This is a genomic window from Lewinella sp., assembly GCF_050633125.1.
Taxonomy (GTDB): domain Bacteria; phylum Bacteroidota; class Bacteroidia; order Chitinophagales; family Saprospiraceae; genus Lewinella.
Genome location: NZ_JBOEFX010000039.1, coordinates 68001 through 84123, shown reverse-complemented (window position 1 = coordinate 84123; position 16123 = coordinate 68001). Strand labels below are relative to the sequence as shown.

Sequence of the window (16123 nt, the reverse complement as noted above, 5' to 3'; positions counted from 1 at the left end):
TGGATAGTTTATTTGCTTTCGAAGTATTTCTACTAACCAACAAACTATCCAACCTGTTAACCCTATCGCGCGTAATTTACCGCACGTTTTTCCCGGATTACCGTCACTTTAATCTGACCGGGGTACTGCATTTCGTCCTGGATTTTCTGAGAAATCATAAAAGACAAATCATCAGCGTGCTGATCAGAAACTTTTTCTGATTCGACGATTACGCGAAGCTCGCGACCAGCTTGCATGGCGAAGGCTTTTTGTACACCTTCGTGGCCCATTGCCAGTTCTTCGAGTTCGGTGATACGCTTGAGGTAGCTTTCCAGGATTTCGCGGCGGGCACCGGGGCGGGCACCGGAAATGGCATCACAAGCTTGGATGACAGGAGAAAGGATGTTGTTCATCTCTATCTCGTCGTGGTGAGCACCTACTGCGTTTACAACGGCTGCGTGTTCATTGTGCTTCTGGCAAATTTCCATGCCCAGCAGTGCGTGCGACAGTTCGCTTTGTTCCTCTGCTACTTTGCCAATATCGTGTAAGAGGCCGGCACGTTTGGCCAGTTTTACTTGTTTGCTACTCAGGCCCAGTTCAGCGGCCATGGTGGCACACAGGTTGGCTGTTTCAATAGAATGCTTGAGTAGGTTCTGCCCGTAGGAAGAACGGAAACGCATACGACCGACCATTTTTACGAGGTAAGGATGCAGACCGTGGATATCCAAATCAATAACTGTGCGTTCGCCAATTTCCTGAATTTGCTCATCAATTTGCTTGCGCACTTTAGCGACAACCTCCTCAATACGGGCAGGGTGAATACGGCCATCAGCAACAAGGCGTTTTAGCGAAAGGCGACAAACTTCTCTACGAATAGGGTCGAAACTGGAAATTACGATGGCTTCTGGTGTGTCATCGACGATGATCTCGGCTCCGGTAGCAGCTTCTAGTGCCCGGATATTACGTCCTTCGCGACCGATAATTTGCCCTTTGAGGTCATCACTCTCGAGGTTGAATACAGAAACAGTATTCTCAATGGTGTATTCCGCACACATCCGCTGGATGGTTTGGATAACGATTTTTTTGGCGTCTTTTGCAGCGGTAGCTTTGGCTTCTTCTACAGAGTTTTTGATGATTGACATCGCGTCCGTTTCTGCTTTGGCTTTTACAGCTTGCAGAAGTTGTTCTTTGGCTTCGGTCTGCGAAAGATTGGCTACTTTTTCAAGTTCGCGAATATGGCGTTCACTAGCATTTTCTAGTTCTTCTTTCTTCTTTCCGACTATTTTTAACTGCTTCTCCAGGTTTTCACGAATAGAATCGATCTCTGTGCCGCGTGATTCGATGTCGAGCCTTAAATCTTCCAGTTTTTGCTCTCGATCTTTGAAGGTGTTCTGCTTTTGTTCCAATTCCTTGATTAAGGCTTTGGTTTCTATTTGAGCTTCTTTTAGTTCAACCTTTTGTTCGGCTTTGTATTTGTCAAAGTCTGAACGGTAGCGGTTGAATTTTTCTTTAGCTTCCTGGATTTTTTGCTGTTTGATCTTTTCGTTTTTCAGATCAGCAGTACCAATGATTTTTTCAGCTTTTGTTTCAGCTTCGTCGATGAGGCGCTTTGCGCTCAGGCGGGCCTCTTTGATTTCCTGATCAGAGCGGGCGTTGATCTCCTCGAGTTTTGAATTGATGGCGCTTTTGTTACGCATCATCATAATAATAAACCCGACGATTAAACCCACTACCAGACCTATTCCTAGTCCTATTCCTATCTCCATGATGGCTTGGATTATTAAAATGTTAGCTGATGCAGCATGCTGTATCAGACCGGAATTAAGCAATCAGTAGAAAAGGAAGGTCGTAAAAAGGTAAAAGTACTAGAGCAGCTGGTCGAGTATTTCGTCGATATTATCCAGGTGAGAATCAATACCGGGCTCATTCACGAGCGGTTTGTCCTGGCGTAATTTATAAAGATCAAAAGCGTAGGTGAGGATGGTCATGGATAAGCCATCTTGCTTATCCCGGCCCTGGTAAGCCGACTGAAAAGTGGTGATTTTATCATTCACCTCTTTGACGATTTTACGTACGGCCGGTTCGTCGGCTGCTTTGATCCGTAATGGATAAGGCCGACCGGCAATAATGACCGTTATTTTTATCATATTCTCCTCCGTCATCGCTTATTGCTGCCCCAGCCATTCGATACACTTATCGATTTCTTTGAGGTAGTGATCTATCTGTTGACGAATATCCTGATCTAATGCTGCCCGCACTTCTTTCTGCTTCTTTTCCTTACTCACTGGTGCGTGCTCCGAAATATTATGTCCAGCTTTCTCCACGGCTTTTTGCTGTGTTTCTAGCTGTTGTTTCAATGTTTGGTTTACTGCCCGAAGTCGGTCATTCTCTGCATCCATAGCCTGTAGCTTATTCTGTAAGCGTTCAAGTTTTTGGACAATCTGTTGCAGTCGCGTATTCAATTCCATACTTGGGCAATTCATTTGCTTCTTAGTAAACGCAAATTCGCTGTATCCAGTTGTACCTGATAGGGCACAAGTGTAAATAATACTAAAAGGACATGTCTCTGCATTTTAAGCATTTGTTCTGCCTTTGCAGTACCGGGCACAATATCACTAAATTTCATCGAATTATCAACAATGTGTGCGATTCAGTATTTTTTTGACTTCCCTTACAGCGTTTTACCGAGGCTACGCATTGTAAGGTTGAAAGGAAGGATTCCTAAGGACGCTCTCAATAGCTAAAAAACATAATTATGCGCTACAGTCTTTGTCTAGCACTCTTTATTAGTCTGTTCTTTGTTAGCTGCGAAAATACAGATACGACCAGCGTCGAAAATTCTGGTCCTTTCCCTGTGACTATTCCTACTGTGGAAAGAGAGGTTTTTGGTTATGTTAAAGAAGTTAAAAGTTACTTTAGTATCGAATTGCGTTCTTTATTTCTGAGCAATGTTACGGTAGAACTGCGTTATGAGGATCAGGTATTGGATGAAGCAAATACAGATCTTGATGGTGCTTTTTATTTTCCGAAACAGGTTATGCCTAGTGAAGGAACTTACCTCTATTACAGGGCTCCTGGTTGTTATCCCGGCGTTACTAAAATAGATGATTCTTATGTGAATCAGAGTGCTAGATATATTCTTTCCAATAAATCCTCCTTAGTTAATGGAGAAGCGATCTCGAACAGAGAAGAATACATCACCTTAACTGGTGAACTTCAAAATCCAATCAATAGCTCGGGAGGAATAATTGTGATCACAAATTCTTCCAATGAGATACTTGATGTTCGGGCAACAGACATGGACTTAAGCTTTCGGGTAACAGTAGTACCCGGAGAAGAGGTTTTTCTCCATTACTTGGTAAAGTGTGGTTCACTGGCTCCTGTGTCTTTAGGCACTTTTACGGAAAGTACAGACGTAGGTGTTGTTTATGACCCAACTTACGATCTCAGTGAAGATCGAGTATACGCCGATGTTTACCCCGTCGATTGTACTGGTGAGGAGGTAACGCAGGGATATTTACTAAAAACAGTCAATGGCCAAACGACGTATTACAATGAGTTTCTAGGCTACCCCTGCTCACTACTGGGGGACCCTGATGCTTATGTTACTTATGTGAATCCACTGACTCAGGAGTATGGAGAACGGAATATCAATTATAGCTCAGGGACTGAGTTGGATTTTAATATGACGATCTGTGAGGAAGATGAAACCTACCTGAGCCTCACTTTGAGCAATGGACTTCAATATGATTTCAATCTTTATACCTTCGCTAACATCATGCCAGATGGTCGATTATTTATCAAGCAGGTCAACAGTCTTTTTGATATTTATGACAGTATTGTTTTTGAACTAAATGCGGCTACCCCCGGAACGACAACGGCTAACCTGCGTATTCTCGGTCCTGGAAATAAGGTTTTTCAACAGGCCGATAATTTTACAGCGAGTATTACTGCAAATGATGGCGACTTTATAGAAGGTACGTTTAGTGCTGAAATCTTTGACGAGTTTGAGCAATCATTAGGCGTAATTACAAGTACCTTCAAAGCACGCGTTCACTAAAATTTTCTGTAAACACACATCGGTATGACTAGACCCGTAAAAATGCTCCGTTTGCAGGATAAATCAGAAATAGAGGCTATCATTATTCGCTGCCAGCAAAACGATAGGGTTGCACAACGCCAGCTGTATATGATGTTTGCCGATGAACTGATGTCTATAGCAATACGCTACGCCAAAGATAAATCGATGGCGAGAGATTTGGTGCATGATACTTTCATTAAGGTCTATGAAAAAATTGGCACTTTTCAACTCAACCGAGGGTCGTTTGTCGGGTGGATGAGCCGTATTCTCATCAATCGAGCGATTTCAGATTTTCGTAAGCATAAGCGGGTTCTCTATCAAACCGAAGAGGTTTTTGATCAAGCTTGTACAGATGAGGTAGATATTGTTCAGCAATTGGAAGCAGAAGATATTCTCCAGTTACTCCAAATTCTCCCGGAAGGTGGTCGGCTGATTTTTAATATGTATATCATCGAAGGCTATAAGCACAATGAAATTGCTAAAATACTCGGAATTAGCCCCAGTACGTCTCGTTCGCAATTAACCAGGTCAAAAGCGCTTTTGCGTCAAGCCATCACCAGACGTCACAACCGATTCAAAAAAACAGGTACTAAATAATTGCTGTAGAAATTATGGAAAAGCATTTCAGAAATAAGCTAAAACAGCATCATGTAGCGTGGGACAAAGAGGCTTTGTGGGAAGAATTAGTGCCTCAGTTGCCTAGCAATGAACCAAAGCGTAAACGTTGGTTTCTTCTACTGCTTTTGCTGTTGATCATTCCCTTTTGTTGGCCTACAGAAGAATTGACGCCATCTACGGAAGCTGTAGAAGCTGCTGATCCGATTATTCAGGCAAATCCAGATTTGGTACATCCTATATCGACAAAACTACAGGGTGTTGGAGAAAAGGCTATGATCTCTTCTTCTTCTTCTTCTTCTTCTTCTTCTTCTTCTTCTTCTTCTTCTTCTTCTTCTTCTTCTTCTATGGAGGTTTCTAATTGGCAAGGAGGACTTGTGGCGTACGTGGAAGAAGAAGCCGTGTCGTCATCAGTGCCGCAGGATGAGCGGACATCATTAGTTGAAGTTGTTACAGAAAAAACGTCCGGCTTGACGAAATCTAGCTGGGAAAAGAATACCGAGTTTTCCTTTTCGATGGCGGCAGAAGAAGCGATGCAGGCTAGGCAGAATAATCAAGCTACTACGCTCTTGATTTCAAATGGTTATTCCCTCTTACCCTCCACCTTGGAGCAATTTCCTTCTTTCATTTCACCCACAAGGAGTGAGGATGGAAGTGCTCATGAAGGACGCTTTTTCGCCGCCACTTTTATTGGAGTGGGAGCTGTTACAAGAAACGATACTTACCTCACGGGAAACACAGAAGTCGCTACAACCCAGCAGCAAAATCAAGGGTTCATTGTGCCTAAAGCGGTGACAACAATGCAAGTTGAAGCAGGGTATCGGCTTTCAAGTCATTGGTCGGTTGCCCTTGGGGTAGGGCAACAGCAAATTTATGAGCAATTTAATTTCAACAGTGTTATCCGTTCTGATACGTTTACTCAGGATTTCGACAAGGCCCGCTTCTTTGTAAAAAGCAGTGGCGATACCTTGTTTGTTTCAGGTGAGGGCGATGTACTCGAACAGGAAGTTAGAAAGATTCGTCACCATAACCGACTCCAATCTGTCTATCTGCCTTTACAGGTGTTTTATACCCAGGATTATCGGCGTTTTGAGTGGACTGTCGGAGCTGGTGTCAATTGGACCACGACAGGTAAGTATGTCGGAAGAATCAACGATATTGTGGGTGTTTCAGACGATCCAAACTACCAATTAATCCATCGCTGGGGATACTCGCTGAGCTTTGGTACCCGCTTTCAACTGACGGGAAATAAACATCTTTTCGCTCGCTGCGCGTACCAGAAAAGTCCTACTTGGCAGTACGACGGCGTACAACAAACGTATACTACTTATGGTCTACAGTTGGGGGCAAGCGTTACTTTGGATTAAATGACGTTATTGGAAAAAGAATAGGGGGCTAATCTCGTAAGATCAATCCCCTATCTCTAATGTTATTTGCAGTTGCGCGTCGCGCAAGTTATTGGTTAGCGGCGAATTTGAGCCCCAAGTTTCGTTTCGCAGGTAGTAATTATTTTTTCCATTACTTTATCAATTTCTTTGACTTTTAGCGTACGGCTAGGGTCTTCAAAGATGAAACTAACAGCGTAAGATTTCTTGCCTGCTCCCAGTTGATCTTCGTTGATGTATAGATCAAAAAGATTGGTTTCTCGCAGTAATTTTTTAGCGGTTTTGCCAGCAATTGCGGCGATGTCACTAAATTTAACGGCTTGGTCAACGACTACTGCCAAGTCCCTACGCATGCTAGGGTACTTGTTGAGTTCTGTAAATTGTACCCGCTTTTTGGGAAGTGCCTTGAAGACATGATCCCAGTTGAAGTCAGCATAGAAAACTTCTCCTTTGATGTCCATGCCCTTGAGGAGACTGCCTTGTAAGCGACCAAAGCGTACGAGCTCTTTTGGCCCACGGAAGTAACGTGTACCATAGACGATTACCCCTTTTTCTGAAACTTCCTCTTGTTGGAAGCCTTGTACGCCCAGGCGGGTCAGGATACTGTCAACGTAGGCTTTTAGCCCGTAGTAACTCACCATAGCTTGGTCATCGGCAAGCCAGCTTTCTGCTTGACGACGGCCTGTCATAAATAAGGTAAGTCGGTTTATTTCTTCGAAACCTTCGTCTTCTTTGCGGTAGGTACGACCGAACTCAAAGAGACGTAAGTCACTCTCTTGACGGTTCTGGTTGCGCAGAATTGCCTCTAGTCCGCTGTACACCATGTGTGGACGCATAATGTCCAGGTGGACATTGGAAGTATTATTGATGTAGACCAATTCTTCGGCAGGAACCAGTGTTTCCTCCGTCTGGTAATACCGGGACTCAGACAAACTCAATGCCATCATCTCGTTGAAACCTTGAGCTGCTAGCAAGTCGCCGATTTTGTTGCGGATTTCACTTGGACTAGGGCTGGGCGCAATGGCCATACTGGTGGTCACCTTTGAAGGGATAGGCACATTGTTGAAACCATAGATGCGCAATATCTCCTCAATCATGTCTACTTCTCGAAGGACATCGGATTTATTGGTTGGCACTTCTACTGTGAAAGCTTTGTCGTCGTTTTCCAGGATCGCCATTCCCATTGCCTCCAGAATGCCATGTACTTTATCTGCGGGGATATCCACGCCAATGAGTTCGTTGACACGCTGATAGCGAACCTTAATGCGAGCTGGTGCTTTGACTTCCGGATAAATATCAATGATCTCCGAAGAGACCACTCCACCTGCTAGTTCTTCCAAGAGCAGCGCTGCTCTTTTAAGCGCAAAAACGGTAATGTTAGGGTCACTCCCTTTTTCGTAAACCTTGGCGGCATCTGTCCGGAGGTTGTGCCGCATACTTGTACGACGAATGAACTCCGGATCGAAGTGGGCAGATTCGAGAAAGATGGTCGTTGTACTGTCCTTTACGCCAGATGTAATACCGCCGAATACACCTCCAATACACATGGGGCTTCCTTCCCCATCACAAATCATGAGGTCTTCTTCGTGGAGTTCACGTTCGACCTCATCTAGTGAATGGAATTTGGTTTTCGCAGGGAGCGTTTCTACGATGATCTTTTTACCCTTGACCTCGTCGAGGTCAAAAGCATGAAGCGGCTGGCCAAGTTCGTGCAAGACGAAGTTGGTGATATCCACGACATTGTTGATAGGGCGAACTCCTACCGCATTCAAGCGAGCTTTCAACCAATCTGGAGAGTCTTTGATCGTCAGGTTGCTGATGGTTACCCCAGAGTAGCGGGGGCAGGCTTCCGTATTGCGGACCTCTACAGGTATTTGTAAACTGGTATTCGCTACAGCAAAAGCATCTACACTAGGAGGTTGCACTTTACCTTCGTGCTGATGGTTGACGCGCAGTGCGGCGGCCAGATCATAAGCGACCCCTAGGTGGTTGGTTGCGTCAGAGCGATTGGGTGTAAGCCCTATTTCGTAAACGTAGTCCGTTTCTACACCATAATAGTCGCGAGCAAGCTGGCCAACGGTGGCGTCGGCAGGAAGGACGATGATACCATCATGGCTATGACCAAGACCGATTTCGTCTTCGGCGCAAATCATGCCTTCAGAAACTTCGCCACGAATTTTACCTTTTTTAATGGTAAACGGATCCCCTTCGACAGGATGGAGCTCTGCACCAACGGTAGCTACAACCACTTTTTGTCCAGCGGCCACGTTGGGTGCTCCACAAACGATAGAAATTAATTCATCACCACCAACATCAACCTTGGTAAGTGAAAGCCGATCGGCACCAGGGTGTTTGCCACATTCTTTTACTTCACCAACGACTAGGCCACGCAGACCACCGGGAATGGTTTCTACCTCTTCCATGCCTTCCACCTCCAGGCCGGTACTTGTCAAAATGTCGCCAATGGTTTCAGGGCTGAGGTCTTTCGTGTCTATATACTGGCGCAGCCAGCTGAGGGATACGTTCATCTTTACCTAAAGTCTATGATCCTGTATTTAATATTGCGCTTTCTCTTACAAGCCCTTTCTTTTTGGAAAAGTTCCAGAAGGCGCTTGATTTAAGGGGGCAAAGATAGGAAAAAGAGAATGGGTTTAAAGGAACTTTTTAAATATCCCCCTTCTCTGACAATTTTTGTGGTCAAGCTAAAGTGAAAATGTTAAGCGACTGATAAAGAACGTTATTTTTACTTTCGATTGACTCAAAACACAAGAAATGTCAGAGAATCAATATCCCAATGTACTCTTCCTAGAAATCTTTGCGTTTCGCAATCATTCTTATAGAGAGAATCGGAATGAGTACCCAAAGCCCCAAGGAGAGTAGGGTTACGATGGTTCCCCAAAGAGTACCGAAGAATTTTTGGAAAACAGCTCCGGTATATCCCATCAAGGCAGAGATGTCTAACTTGAGTAGAATGAGTATTCGAGATAAATCAATAGGGTTGAGAATACTCAGCCCTAAAGCCGCATTTTCTAGAGGGTAATCTCTGAAAAAAAGGAGGAGTAACAAGACGATCCCGTCGTAAACGACTGCAAAGAATAACCAAGTTAGAATGGCTAAGCCAAAACCCCTGATCTTATTGTCGTTGCGAAGTGCAATTAAGAAGGCCAAACCAGAGAAAATAAATGTCAGGAGAAGCCCATTGCCCAATAATGTCAAGAATTCCCAGGTCGCTCCGGAAGAAGAGAGGCCGTAGTAGAGAAATGGTAAACCTATTCCCAGCAAGAGACAAAGAGATAAGGAGAGTGCTAGGCCGAAATATTGGCCCCAGAAAATAGCACTTCTGCGGATGGGTTGTGCCAGTAGTAAGACGGTAAATTCACGAGAATTGTACGCGTACATGACTCCAAAGATGGTGGCAATCAGAGGGCAAAGGATCAGAATAACATTCATCAGGCTGATAATAACCGTTGAAACATCACCGCTCAGCATGAGTAAGGAGGTCGTAAAAATCAAGTAAAAGCCGAAATAGATATAATTCCAACGACTTCGCAGCAAATCGAACAGGGTATATTTTAGAATCTTTTTCATTTTGGATGATTTAAGAGGTCAAAGCGTGGGTAGGCAAAGAAGAGGTTGTTTGATCCAGGATACTGGCGATTGCTCGTTCCAGGTTAGTTTCCTGTTGTTGCTCTTGCAGCGCTTGAATTGGCCCTTGGAAGTAAATTTTCCCATCCAATAAAAAGACAATGTCATCGGCGATTTCCTCCACAAAACTCATGATATGCGTTGTGATCATAATCGTTTTTCCAGCCTGTTTTTCCTCGCGGATAAGGGCACGTAGGCGCACCATTGCTACAGGGTCAAGCCCGGAAGTAGGTTCGTCAAGAATGACCAGGGGGCTGTCGTACATGAATGCAAGGGTGAGGTTGACCTTTTGCTTCGTGCCTCCAGAGAGGTTTATAAGCCGTTCATCCAGATAGTCCTCTAGGCCGAAGAGTTGGATAAGCTTGTCGTCTTGTGCAGGGGCCTGGCGGATATCCTTGATCATGGTGATAAGTTCTCTGACGGTCAGGTTCTCCGGAAACTGGGCAATTTGAGGCAGGTAGTCGATGGCTTTACGGTATTGCCACTGGCCTGCGATTGCTTCTCCCTGAATTTGGATATTGCCAGTATTGGGAATTACCATTCCTAAAATACACTTGATTAAGGTTGTTTTGCCTGAGCCATTTGGTCCCAGGACAGCAGTTATCCGCCCGCCCTTTTTGATATGCAGGTCGATACCATTAAGAACGGTGTTTTTGCCAAAGGCTTTATGGAGATTTTGAATCTTTATCATTTGACTATTTGCATTAGTGGGGCCTCGTCCAAGACGTTTTCTGGCGTAAAAATCGGGCTAACTTTTTCTGAAAAGTTGATGAGGTCAACAAAGAAGCTGCGTAGTAAAATAATAGCCTCTGGTGCCTCTGTCAGTACGTGCGAGAATAACTTCATCGGACGATGGGGGACATCGCCCAGGCCATCATAATCCAAGTCGTAGCCGGTGTATTCTCCCCAGTAATTACCATTGAAAGTGTTGTTGTTGACCCGGCTGTTGACAACCAAATCGAGAGAGTTGTTTGTAAAGTTGTTCTTAGTAAAATGATTGTCCAGGCAGCCTCCGCTCATTTGAATAGCCCAGCCATTGCGTATGAAATTATTGTTTTGGTAATTCAAACGGGTTGAACCTTCGAGCAGGATGCCGATGGTGTTTTTCTGGAAAACATTGTCTTTAATCTCTGCGTCATAGATTTCTTTGAGCAATAATCCGTAAGAAGATCGGCCCCAGTTTTGGGCGAAGAAATTTTCCGTCATGCTAATGTTCTTGGAAAACATCACCGCTACGCCTGCGCCATTGTCGTAAAAAGTATTACAAGTGTAGCTGTTGTCATTGGAGAACATGAAATGCAGCCCGTAGCGGATATTGAATTCACTAAGGTTGTCAGCAATGGTGCTTTTGTTGACAAATTCCAGGTAAATACCATCGCGATAGCGCCTTACAAGGTTGTCTGAAATGGTTAAATCTTCGGCATACCAGCAATGGATGGCATTGCCGGAATCCATTTCGTTATTGGCGCGCCCCAGGAGAATATTGTCTTTGATCGTTCCGTGCTTGCCGTTTTCAATGTAAATACCAAAAAAAGCGTTGATGACTCGGTTGTTAGTGATCGTGAAATAATCGTGTCGCTTGACGCGGATCGCTGCGAGGTCAGAAATGTGACTTACGCCCGCGTTTTGGAATTCTAGCCCTGTAATGGTTACACTATCGGCAGTAATAATCAGGATTTCCCCCTTGCGCTGCCCGTCGATGACGGGCATGCCTTCTCCGCGAAGTACAAGGGAGCAGGTAATGGTCAGCCCGGATTCTTGATAGGTGCCTGCTTTGACCAGGATTTCATCACCGCTGACAGCTTGGTCAATTGCCTTTTGGATGGTAGGAATTGAGCAGGATGGACAAACAGTGATGGTTTTGGCCTGAGTAGCCAATACGCTTATCATGCAGAATAATCCGATCGCTAAACTTCGCATTTTTATCGTTTTATTTGATCTTGGATTTCTTCCCAGGTGTACAACTTCCCTTCTTTCTCTTGTTGGAATTCTTGAGCTGTAGAAGCATCAAGAAAAGCAGAAAGGTTAGCTCCCATTGGGCTGGAAATATTAGGACTGATTAGGAAAGTACAGTCTTCAGCGGGATGCAACTCGCCTGTTGTTTTGGAATAATCATTGACCAATGTAAAAGCAAATTCGGTATCCTTGTTTTCTTGTAAATAATGGATTTGACATTCAATCGCATCAAATTTATAAGCGCGTCCTTTGGCGGTCACTACCTCTGCTGCGTGCTGTAGATCGACGATGGTCATGCGACAAAATTCACATTTATCAGCACCGTACTCAATGGGTTGTGGCTCAGGGGTACAGGCCAGAAGCATTAGCGGTAAGCTGAGGCTAAGAAGCAACTGTCTCATGTTGTTCGTTTTTGCGTTTTAACCACCATGCTGTCCCTCCCAAAAGGAAAGATAAGCCTACAAAGTAGCCCCCAATGTGAGGAAGAGAAACAGCGGTGAAATTGATGATTTCTTTTCTGCCAATGACCGGAGGTTGAAAGGATGCTCCGGGGATTTTTATAGGAGCGGTATCACTTAGGTTGTGACCGTAATCATACTCCCATAGATAGAAGTCGTAAAGCCCCAAAATGCATAAGATAGCAAAGAAGATGAGCCATCCCATAAATGCGTAAGGACGATTAACTAATGCCGCAATTAACCCAAGAACAATAACACCGATAATTACCATCGGAAAGTACTTTAACTCAGGAATTGCATCGGGATCTATTTCTTTCATCCCCACATAATGGTTGAGGATATTAATGTTTTGTAAGGTGCCAGGGGTCTTTCCGCCAATTTTATTGATGGAGATATGCATCTCTACGCCATCGGGATATTGGGGGGCAAATAATTGTATTTTCCACATGGGGAAAACGAAAAGCATGAGCAGGCTGAGCGCGGCCAAGATCATGAAGAATTGAGGCAAACGTTTCATGGTGAAGCTTTGTGGGCCGGTACAGCTGAGGATTGCTGTACCGGCCATTTGGAATGATACTAGTGCTTACTGGGTAAATTCATCTTCACCCAACGACCATTTCATTGGCATATTTGAAGTGCTAGGAGATACGCGAATGTATCCCTGCATTTCCTGGTGTAATGCCGAACAGAAGTCTGTACAGTAGAAGGGGTAAACACCCACTTTTTGAGGCTCCCAAATCATGGTTTCTGTTTGTCCCGGCATGATGAGCAATTCGGCAGTCCGAGCTCCCATGACCGCAAAACCGTGAGGAGTATCCCAGTCTTGTTCCAGGTTGGTTACGTGGAAGTAGACCTTGTCACCTACTTTGATACCTTCTATATTGTCAGGAGCAAAGTGGCTACGGATTGTGGTTGCGTATACGTGAACCTCGTTGCTGCTGGTGCGCTCCACTTTCGTGAATTTCTCGCCCTTGGCAGCGTAAGGGTGTTCGTTTTCTTCCAGCGGATAAAATTTCTTGGAATTAGGAACAATCTTAGAGGCCAGTATCCCTTGTGCGTAGTGGGGCTCGCCAATCGTTGGGAAATCAAGAAGAAGCTTCATCTTGTCGCCAGAAATATCGTATAGCTGGGCAGAGTGGTTAAGCTCAGGGCCAGTAGGCAGATAGCGATCTTTGGTAATCTTATTCAATGCTACCATGTATTTACCATCAGGCTTGCCAGAATCTCCGCCAGGGATCATCAAGTGACCTACAGAGTAATAACAAGGGGCGCGGTCTAAAACTTCCCAAGTACCAACTTTCCATTTGACAACTTCAGATGAAATGAAGAAGGTTGTATAAGCATTGCCTTTGTCGTCAAACTCTGTATGCAAAGGCCCAAGCCCTGGTTTCTCAACGATGCCAGCTACGATTTCTTCGTACTTCAAAACGGGGATACCTTCGATTTCTGTTTCGAAAGATTTGTTTTCAATGGCTTCCAGCACTTTCGTGAACGAGTGAACGGTAAGGTCAGCAGACAATTTACCATTACCTACAATGTATTCTCCGGTAGGGTCAACATCTACACCGTGCGGCGATTTAGGAGTAGGTAGGAAGTAGACCAGTCCTGGACATTCAGAAGGAATTAATACCCGAACTTTATCCTGCATCTTAGTAGTAGCAGAATGCGTCTTCTCATTTAGAACGTTATGAGCATAGTTGGCAGGAACTTCCTGAAACTTACCCTGGGCAATGTACTCTTCTGCCTTTTTCCAGTTAATGGCCGCAATGTAATCCTTATCGTTTTGCGAAGCATTTACTTCCAGTAGGGTGCTTTTTTCCTCTGTATTGTAAGAGGTAAAGAAGGTCCAACCATGTGATTTGCCTTTGCCCGAGTGGGCGAGGTCGTAATCAAATGCAGGGAGTAACACCTGGAATTCGATATTCATTTCACCATTGTCAGGATCGACCTTGATGAAGGTTTGTGCACCACGGAAATTTTCTGCATAAGTATTGATGGCTACATCCTGCTGAGGAACGGGTACACCAAAGCGGGTACCTGCCACTACATACTCTGTGTTCTCAGTAGTGAAAGGAGAAGAGTGGTTACCCCCAGAGTTGGGAATCTCAATAATCTCAGCCGTCTCGAAGGTAGTAAGGTCAATACGAGCTACACGAGGTGTGTTGTTCCCATTGATAAATAGCCATCGGCCATCGGTTTCCCCTTTGGTTTGTGACAGCTCAGGGTGGTGGGCATCATCCCAGGGGATAAACCCAAAGGAAGTGTTGAGCATTGGCTTGGTCTCTTCATTATAGCCATAGCCCTTTTCTGCATCTTGAGAAAAGACAGGGATGACCTTTAATAAACGACCAGAGGGTAGGCCATATACACTAACCTGCCCGCTGAAACCACCGGAAAGGAACGCATAAAATTCGTCGTACTCTCCTGGCGCGACATAGACGGCGCTAGCTGCATCCCCGCTCAAGGCAGAAGCCTTCTGAGGACTGGAAGAACAGCTTTGATTGGTGAAGGCTAACCCTAGCACAAGAGGGATCAACCATAAAAGCCATTTGAATTTAAACGGATTCTTCATAAAGCAATCATTTTACTTAAGGGTGTAAACAGGGGGAGGATAAAAGAATGTGGATATACATCTTTGTTATTCCCCATTATTTAGTGACAAAGTTCACCGTATTGAGCCCACTAATAGATGATAACAATCATCACGATATTTAATCTTAAGCATTTGATTTTTTGAGATAAAGAGATATCTTTGTCTTATTTATATCTTTGTCTTATTTATATCTTTGATCAAGTAATCAACTGAAAGCTCATTAGATGTTCTCAAAATCTTGCAAGTATGCGATTCGGGCAGTGCTGCATATTGCCGCACATACGGACGGAGAAAAAAAGATTGGTGCTAATGAAATTGCGGAAGCTTTGGAGGTGCCCAAGTCTTTCTTGGCAAAGCTATTGCAGCAACTTGCCAGGCATCATTTGATTGCATCAAGCAAAGGGGCAGGAGGAGGTTTTTATTTAGCGCCAGAAAACCAAGAAGTGAGCTTAGAAGATGTGATTAGGTGTATTGATGGAGAAGACTTGTTTACGTCGTGTGCATTGGGGTTGCCGGTTTGTTCTTCGGAAAAACCATGTCCATTACATTGTCATACATTGGTTTTTCGGCAGAGTATTGAGCAAATGAAATCAATTCCCGCCTTGGCCCGAGAGATAAAACAGAATTAACGCATTGAAATACTTATAAATCTAATAAACTAAAATTATTTGCCATGAGATTTATCATTGGATTATTATTATTGTCGAGTATGGTTTTCGCTTGCGGAGGTGGAGCTGAAGAACCTAAGGAGACTCCTTTTACAACGAATGCTACCCGGCCTGATGATGGCAAGGGCATTGGCGAAATTAAAGAGGTTACGCTAAACAATCCACTGGATCAGGATATGGTCGACCGAGGCCGTGGAATCTACGAAATGAAATGTGCGGCTTGTCATAAACTATCAGCTCAGCGGGTAGTAGGTCCAGGATGGAAAGGCATTACGGAGAAACGTAAGCCAGAGTGGATTATGAACATGATCACCAATGTAGAGGTGATGTTGGATCAGGATCCGGCAGCTCAGAAACTTTTGGAAGAATGTCTTACCAGAATGCCTAACCAGAACATTAGCATCGGGGATGCACGGGATTTGCTGGAGTTTATTTACGCCAACGATGCGGAAACTACAGAATAAAACAAGGATTTACCTATAGAATAAATGTAGGCTATTCGATCTGGTTGAAACCAGGTTCCGCGCGGCTTTAGTCCGCAATGAGTTTCCCCGCTCTTAGAAGCGGGCTGAAGCCCGCGTAACCTGGTTAACAGTAGTTTTGTCTATCGCTCTCGTTTTTGAAAATTGATTCTCTTATATTCCTTAGCTTTAGTTGGATTAGAAAACGATAAGAGAAGGTGAAAATTTACGACTTGATGGCTAAACGATGGTTGATTATAGCATTACTTAATTTTTTGATAG

General features: G+C 44.3%; 15 protein-coding genes. 5 read left to right on the top strand and 10 right to left on the bottom strand.

Translation table 11 applies throughout. The features are described 5' to 3' along the window. Positions 1-62 precede the first annotated feature (62 nt). From rny to ACRBG0_RS09855, 3 genes are all read right to left on the bottom strand, one after another. The gene (rny, locus tag ACRBG0_RS09865) at positions 63-1745 is read right to left on the bottom strand and encodes a ribonuclease Y (protein WP_431486730.1); all 1683 of its coding nucleotides are present in this window, start codon (positions 1743-1745) and stop codon (positions 63-65) included. Positions 1746-1844: 99 nt separating this feature from the next. Continuing rightward, entirely contained in the window at positions 1845-2141 is a 297-nt protein-coding gene (locus ACRBG0_RS09860) for a cell division protein ZapA (protein WP_431486729.1), read from the bottom strand. Positions 2142-2144: 3 nt separating this feature from the next. Continuing rightward, complete coding sequence (locus ACRBG0_RS09855; protein ID WP_044086313.1) at positions 2145-2447, bottom strand: hypothetical protein; 303 nt, start codon at positions 2445-2447, stop codon at positions 2145-2147. Between the two features lie 287 nt (positions 2448-2734). Here ACRBG0_RS09855 and ACRBG0_RS09850 point away from each other — a divergent pair, with 287 nt between their 5' ends. Genes ACRBG0_RS09850 through ACRBG0_RS09840 form a run of 3 tightly spaced genes read left to right on the top strand, consistent with a single transcriptional unit; the run spans position 2735 to position 6042 of the window. Further along, complete coding sequence (locus tag ACRBG0_RS09850) at positions 2735-4039, top strand: hypothetical protein (RefSeq protein ID WP_431486728.1); 1305 nt, start codon at positions 2735-2737, stop codon at positions 4037-4039. Positions 4040-4063: 24 nt separating this feature from the next. Beyond that, on the top strand, positions 4064-4657 hold the full coding sequence (locus ACRBG0_RS09845; protein ID WP_431486727.1) for an RNA polymerase sigma factor: 594 nt from the start codon (positions 4064-4066) through the stop codon (positions 4655-4657). 14 nt (positions 4658-4671) lie between these two features. Further along, positions 4672-6042, top strand: a complete 1371-nt coding sequence (locus ACRBG0_RS09840; RefSeq protein ID WP_431486726.1) for a hypothetical protein — start codon at positions 4672-4674, stop codon at positions 6040-6042. 95 nt (positions 6043-6137) lie between these two features. Here ACRBG0_RS09840 and pheT read toward each other — a convergent pair whose 3' ends face one another. The 7 genes from pheT to nosZ form a co-directional block, all read right to left on the bottom strand. After that, positions 6138-8588 (bottom strand): phenylalanine--tRNA ligase subunit beta, encoded by a 2451-nt coding sequence (pheT, locus tag ACRBG0_RS09835; protein ID WP_431486725.1) that lies wholly within the window; start codon positions 8586-8588, stop codon positions 6138-6140. A 277-nt stretch (positions 8589-8865) separates the two neighbouring features. Continuing rightward, a complete protein-coding gene (locus ACRBG0_RS09830; RefSeq protein ID WP_431486724.1) occupies positions 8866-9648 on the bottom strand; it encodes an ABC transporter permease in 783 nt (260 codons plus the stop codon). Between the two features lie 10 nt (positions 9649-9658). Then, positions 9659-10396, bottom strand: a complete 738-nt coding sequence (locus ACRBG0_RS09825) for an ABC transporter ATP-binding protein (RefSeq protein ID WP_431486723.1) — start codon at positions 10394-10396, stop codon at positions 9659-9661. Then, positions 10393-11625: a nitrous oxide reductase family maturation protein NosD gene (locus tag ACRBG0_RS09820; RefSeq protein ID WP_431486722.1), complete on the bottom strand. Its 1233-nt coding sequence runs from the start codon at positions 11623-11625 to the stop codon at positions 10393-10395. The genes ACRBG0_RS09825 and ACRBG0_RS09820 overlap by 4 nt, the downstream gene beginning before the upstream one ends. 2 nt (positions 11626-11627) lie before the next feature. After that, positions 11628-12062 (bottom strand): nitrous oxide reductase accessory protein NosL, encoded by a 435-nt coding sequence (locus ACRBG0_RS09815; protein ID WP_431486721.1) that lies wholly within the window; start codon positions 12060-12062, stop codon positions 11628-11630. Continuing rightward, positions 12043-12636, bottom strand: a complete 594-nt coding sequence (locus tag ACRBG0_RS09810) for a hypothetical protein (RefSeq protein ID WP_431486720.1) — start codon at positions 12634-12636, stop codon at positions 12043-12045. The genes ACRBG0_RS09815 and ACRBG0_RS09810 overlap by 20 nt, the downstream gene beginning before the upstream one ends. Before the next feature lie 66 nt (positions 12637-12702). After that, positions 12703-14691, bottom strand: a complete 1989-nt coding sequence (gene nosZ / locus ACRBG0_RS09805) for a Sec-dependent nitrous-oxide reductase (RefSeq protein WP_431486719.1) — start codon at positions 14689-14691, stop codon at positions 12703-12705. A gap of 245 nt (positions 14692-14936) precedes the next feature. On the opposite strand from nosZ, the gene ACRBG0_RS09800 reads away from it, so the two are divergent. Further along, positions 14937-15341: an RrF2 family transcriptional regulator gene (locus ACRBG0_RS09800; RefSeq protein WP_431486718.1), complete on the top strand. Its 405-nt coding sequence runs from the start codon at positions 14937-14939 to the stop codon at positions 15339-15341. Positions 15342-15385: 44 nt separating this feature from the next. After that, complete coding sequence (locus ACRBG0_RS09795) at positions 15386-15844, top strand: c-type cytochrome (protein WP_431486717.1); 459 nt, start codon at positions 15386-15388, stop codon at positions 15842-15844. The last annotated feature ends 279 nt before the right edge of the window (positions 15845-16123 follow it).

Excerpts from the sequence above, each read along its gene's own strand:
- rny (WP_431486730.1), bottom strand. The coding sequence starts at position 1,745 with ATGGAGATAGGAATAGGACTAGGAATAGGTCTGGTAGTGGGTTTAATC.
- ACRBG0_RS09795 (WP_431486717.1), top strand. The coding sequence starts at position 15,386 with ATGAGATTTATCATTGGATTATTATTATTGTCGAGTATGGTTTTCGCT.
- ACRBG0_RS09850 (WP_431486728.1), top strand. The coding sequence starts at position 2,735 with ATGCGCTACAGTCTTTGTCTAGCACTCTTTATTAGTCTGTTCTTTGTT.
- ACRBG0_RS09815 (WP_431486721.1), bottom strand. The coding sequence starts at position 12,062 with ATGAGACAGTTGCTTCTTAGCCTCAGCTTACCGCTAATGCTTCTGGCC.
- ACRBG0_RS09830 (WP_431486724.1), bottom strand. The coding sequence starts at position 9,648 with ATGAAAAAGATTCTAAAATATACCCTGTTCGATTTGCTGCGAAGTCGT.
- ACRBG0_RS09840 (WP_431486726.1), top strand. The coding sequence starts at position 4,672 with ATGGAAAAGCATTTCAGAAATAAGCTAAAACAGCATCATGTAGCGTGG.
- ACRBG0_RS09860 (WP_431486729.1), bottom strand. The coding sequence starts at position 2,141 with ATGACGGAGGAGAATATGATAAAAATAACGGTCATTATTGCCGGTCGG.
- ACRBG0_RS09845 (WP_431486727.1), top strand. The coding sequence starts at position 4,064 with ATGACTAGACCCGTAAAAATGCTCCGTTTGCAGGATAAATCAGAAATA.
- ACRBG0_RS09810 (WP_431486720.1), bottom strand. The coding sequence starts at position 12,636 with ATGAAACGTTTGCCTCAATTCTTCATGATCTTGGCCGCGCTCAGCCTG.
- ACRBG0_RS09825 (WP_431486723.1), bottom strand. The coding sequence starts at position 10,396 with ATGATAAAGATTCAAAATCTCCATAAAGCCTTTGGCAAAAACACCGTT.
- nosZ (WP_431486719.1), bottom strand. The coding sequence starts at position 14,691 with ATGAAGAATCCGTTTAAATTCAAATGGCTTTTATGGTTGATCCCTCTT.
- ACRBG0_RS09855 (WP_044086313.1), bottom strand. The coding sequence starts at position 2,447 with ATGGAATTGAATACGCGACTGCAACAGATTGTCCAAAAACTTGAACGC.
- pheT (WP_431486725.1), bottom strand. The coding sequence starts at position 8,588 with ATGAACGTATCCCTCAGCTGGCTGCGCCAGTATATAGACACGAAAGAC.
- ACRBG0_RS09800 (WP_431486718.1), top strand. The coding sequence starts at position 14,937 with ATGTTCTCAAAATCTTGCAAGTATGCGATTCGGGCAGTGCTGCATATT.
- ACRBG0_RS09820 (WP_431486722.1), bottom strand. The coding sequence starts at position 11,625 with ATGCGAAGTTTAGCGATCGGATTATTCTGCATGATAAGCGTATTGGCT.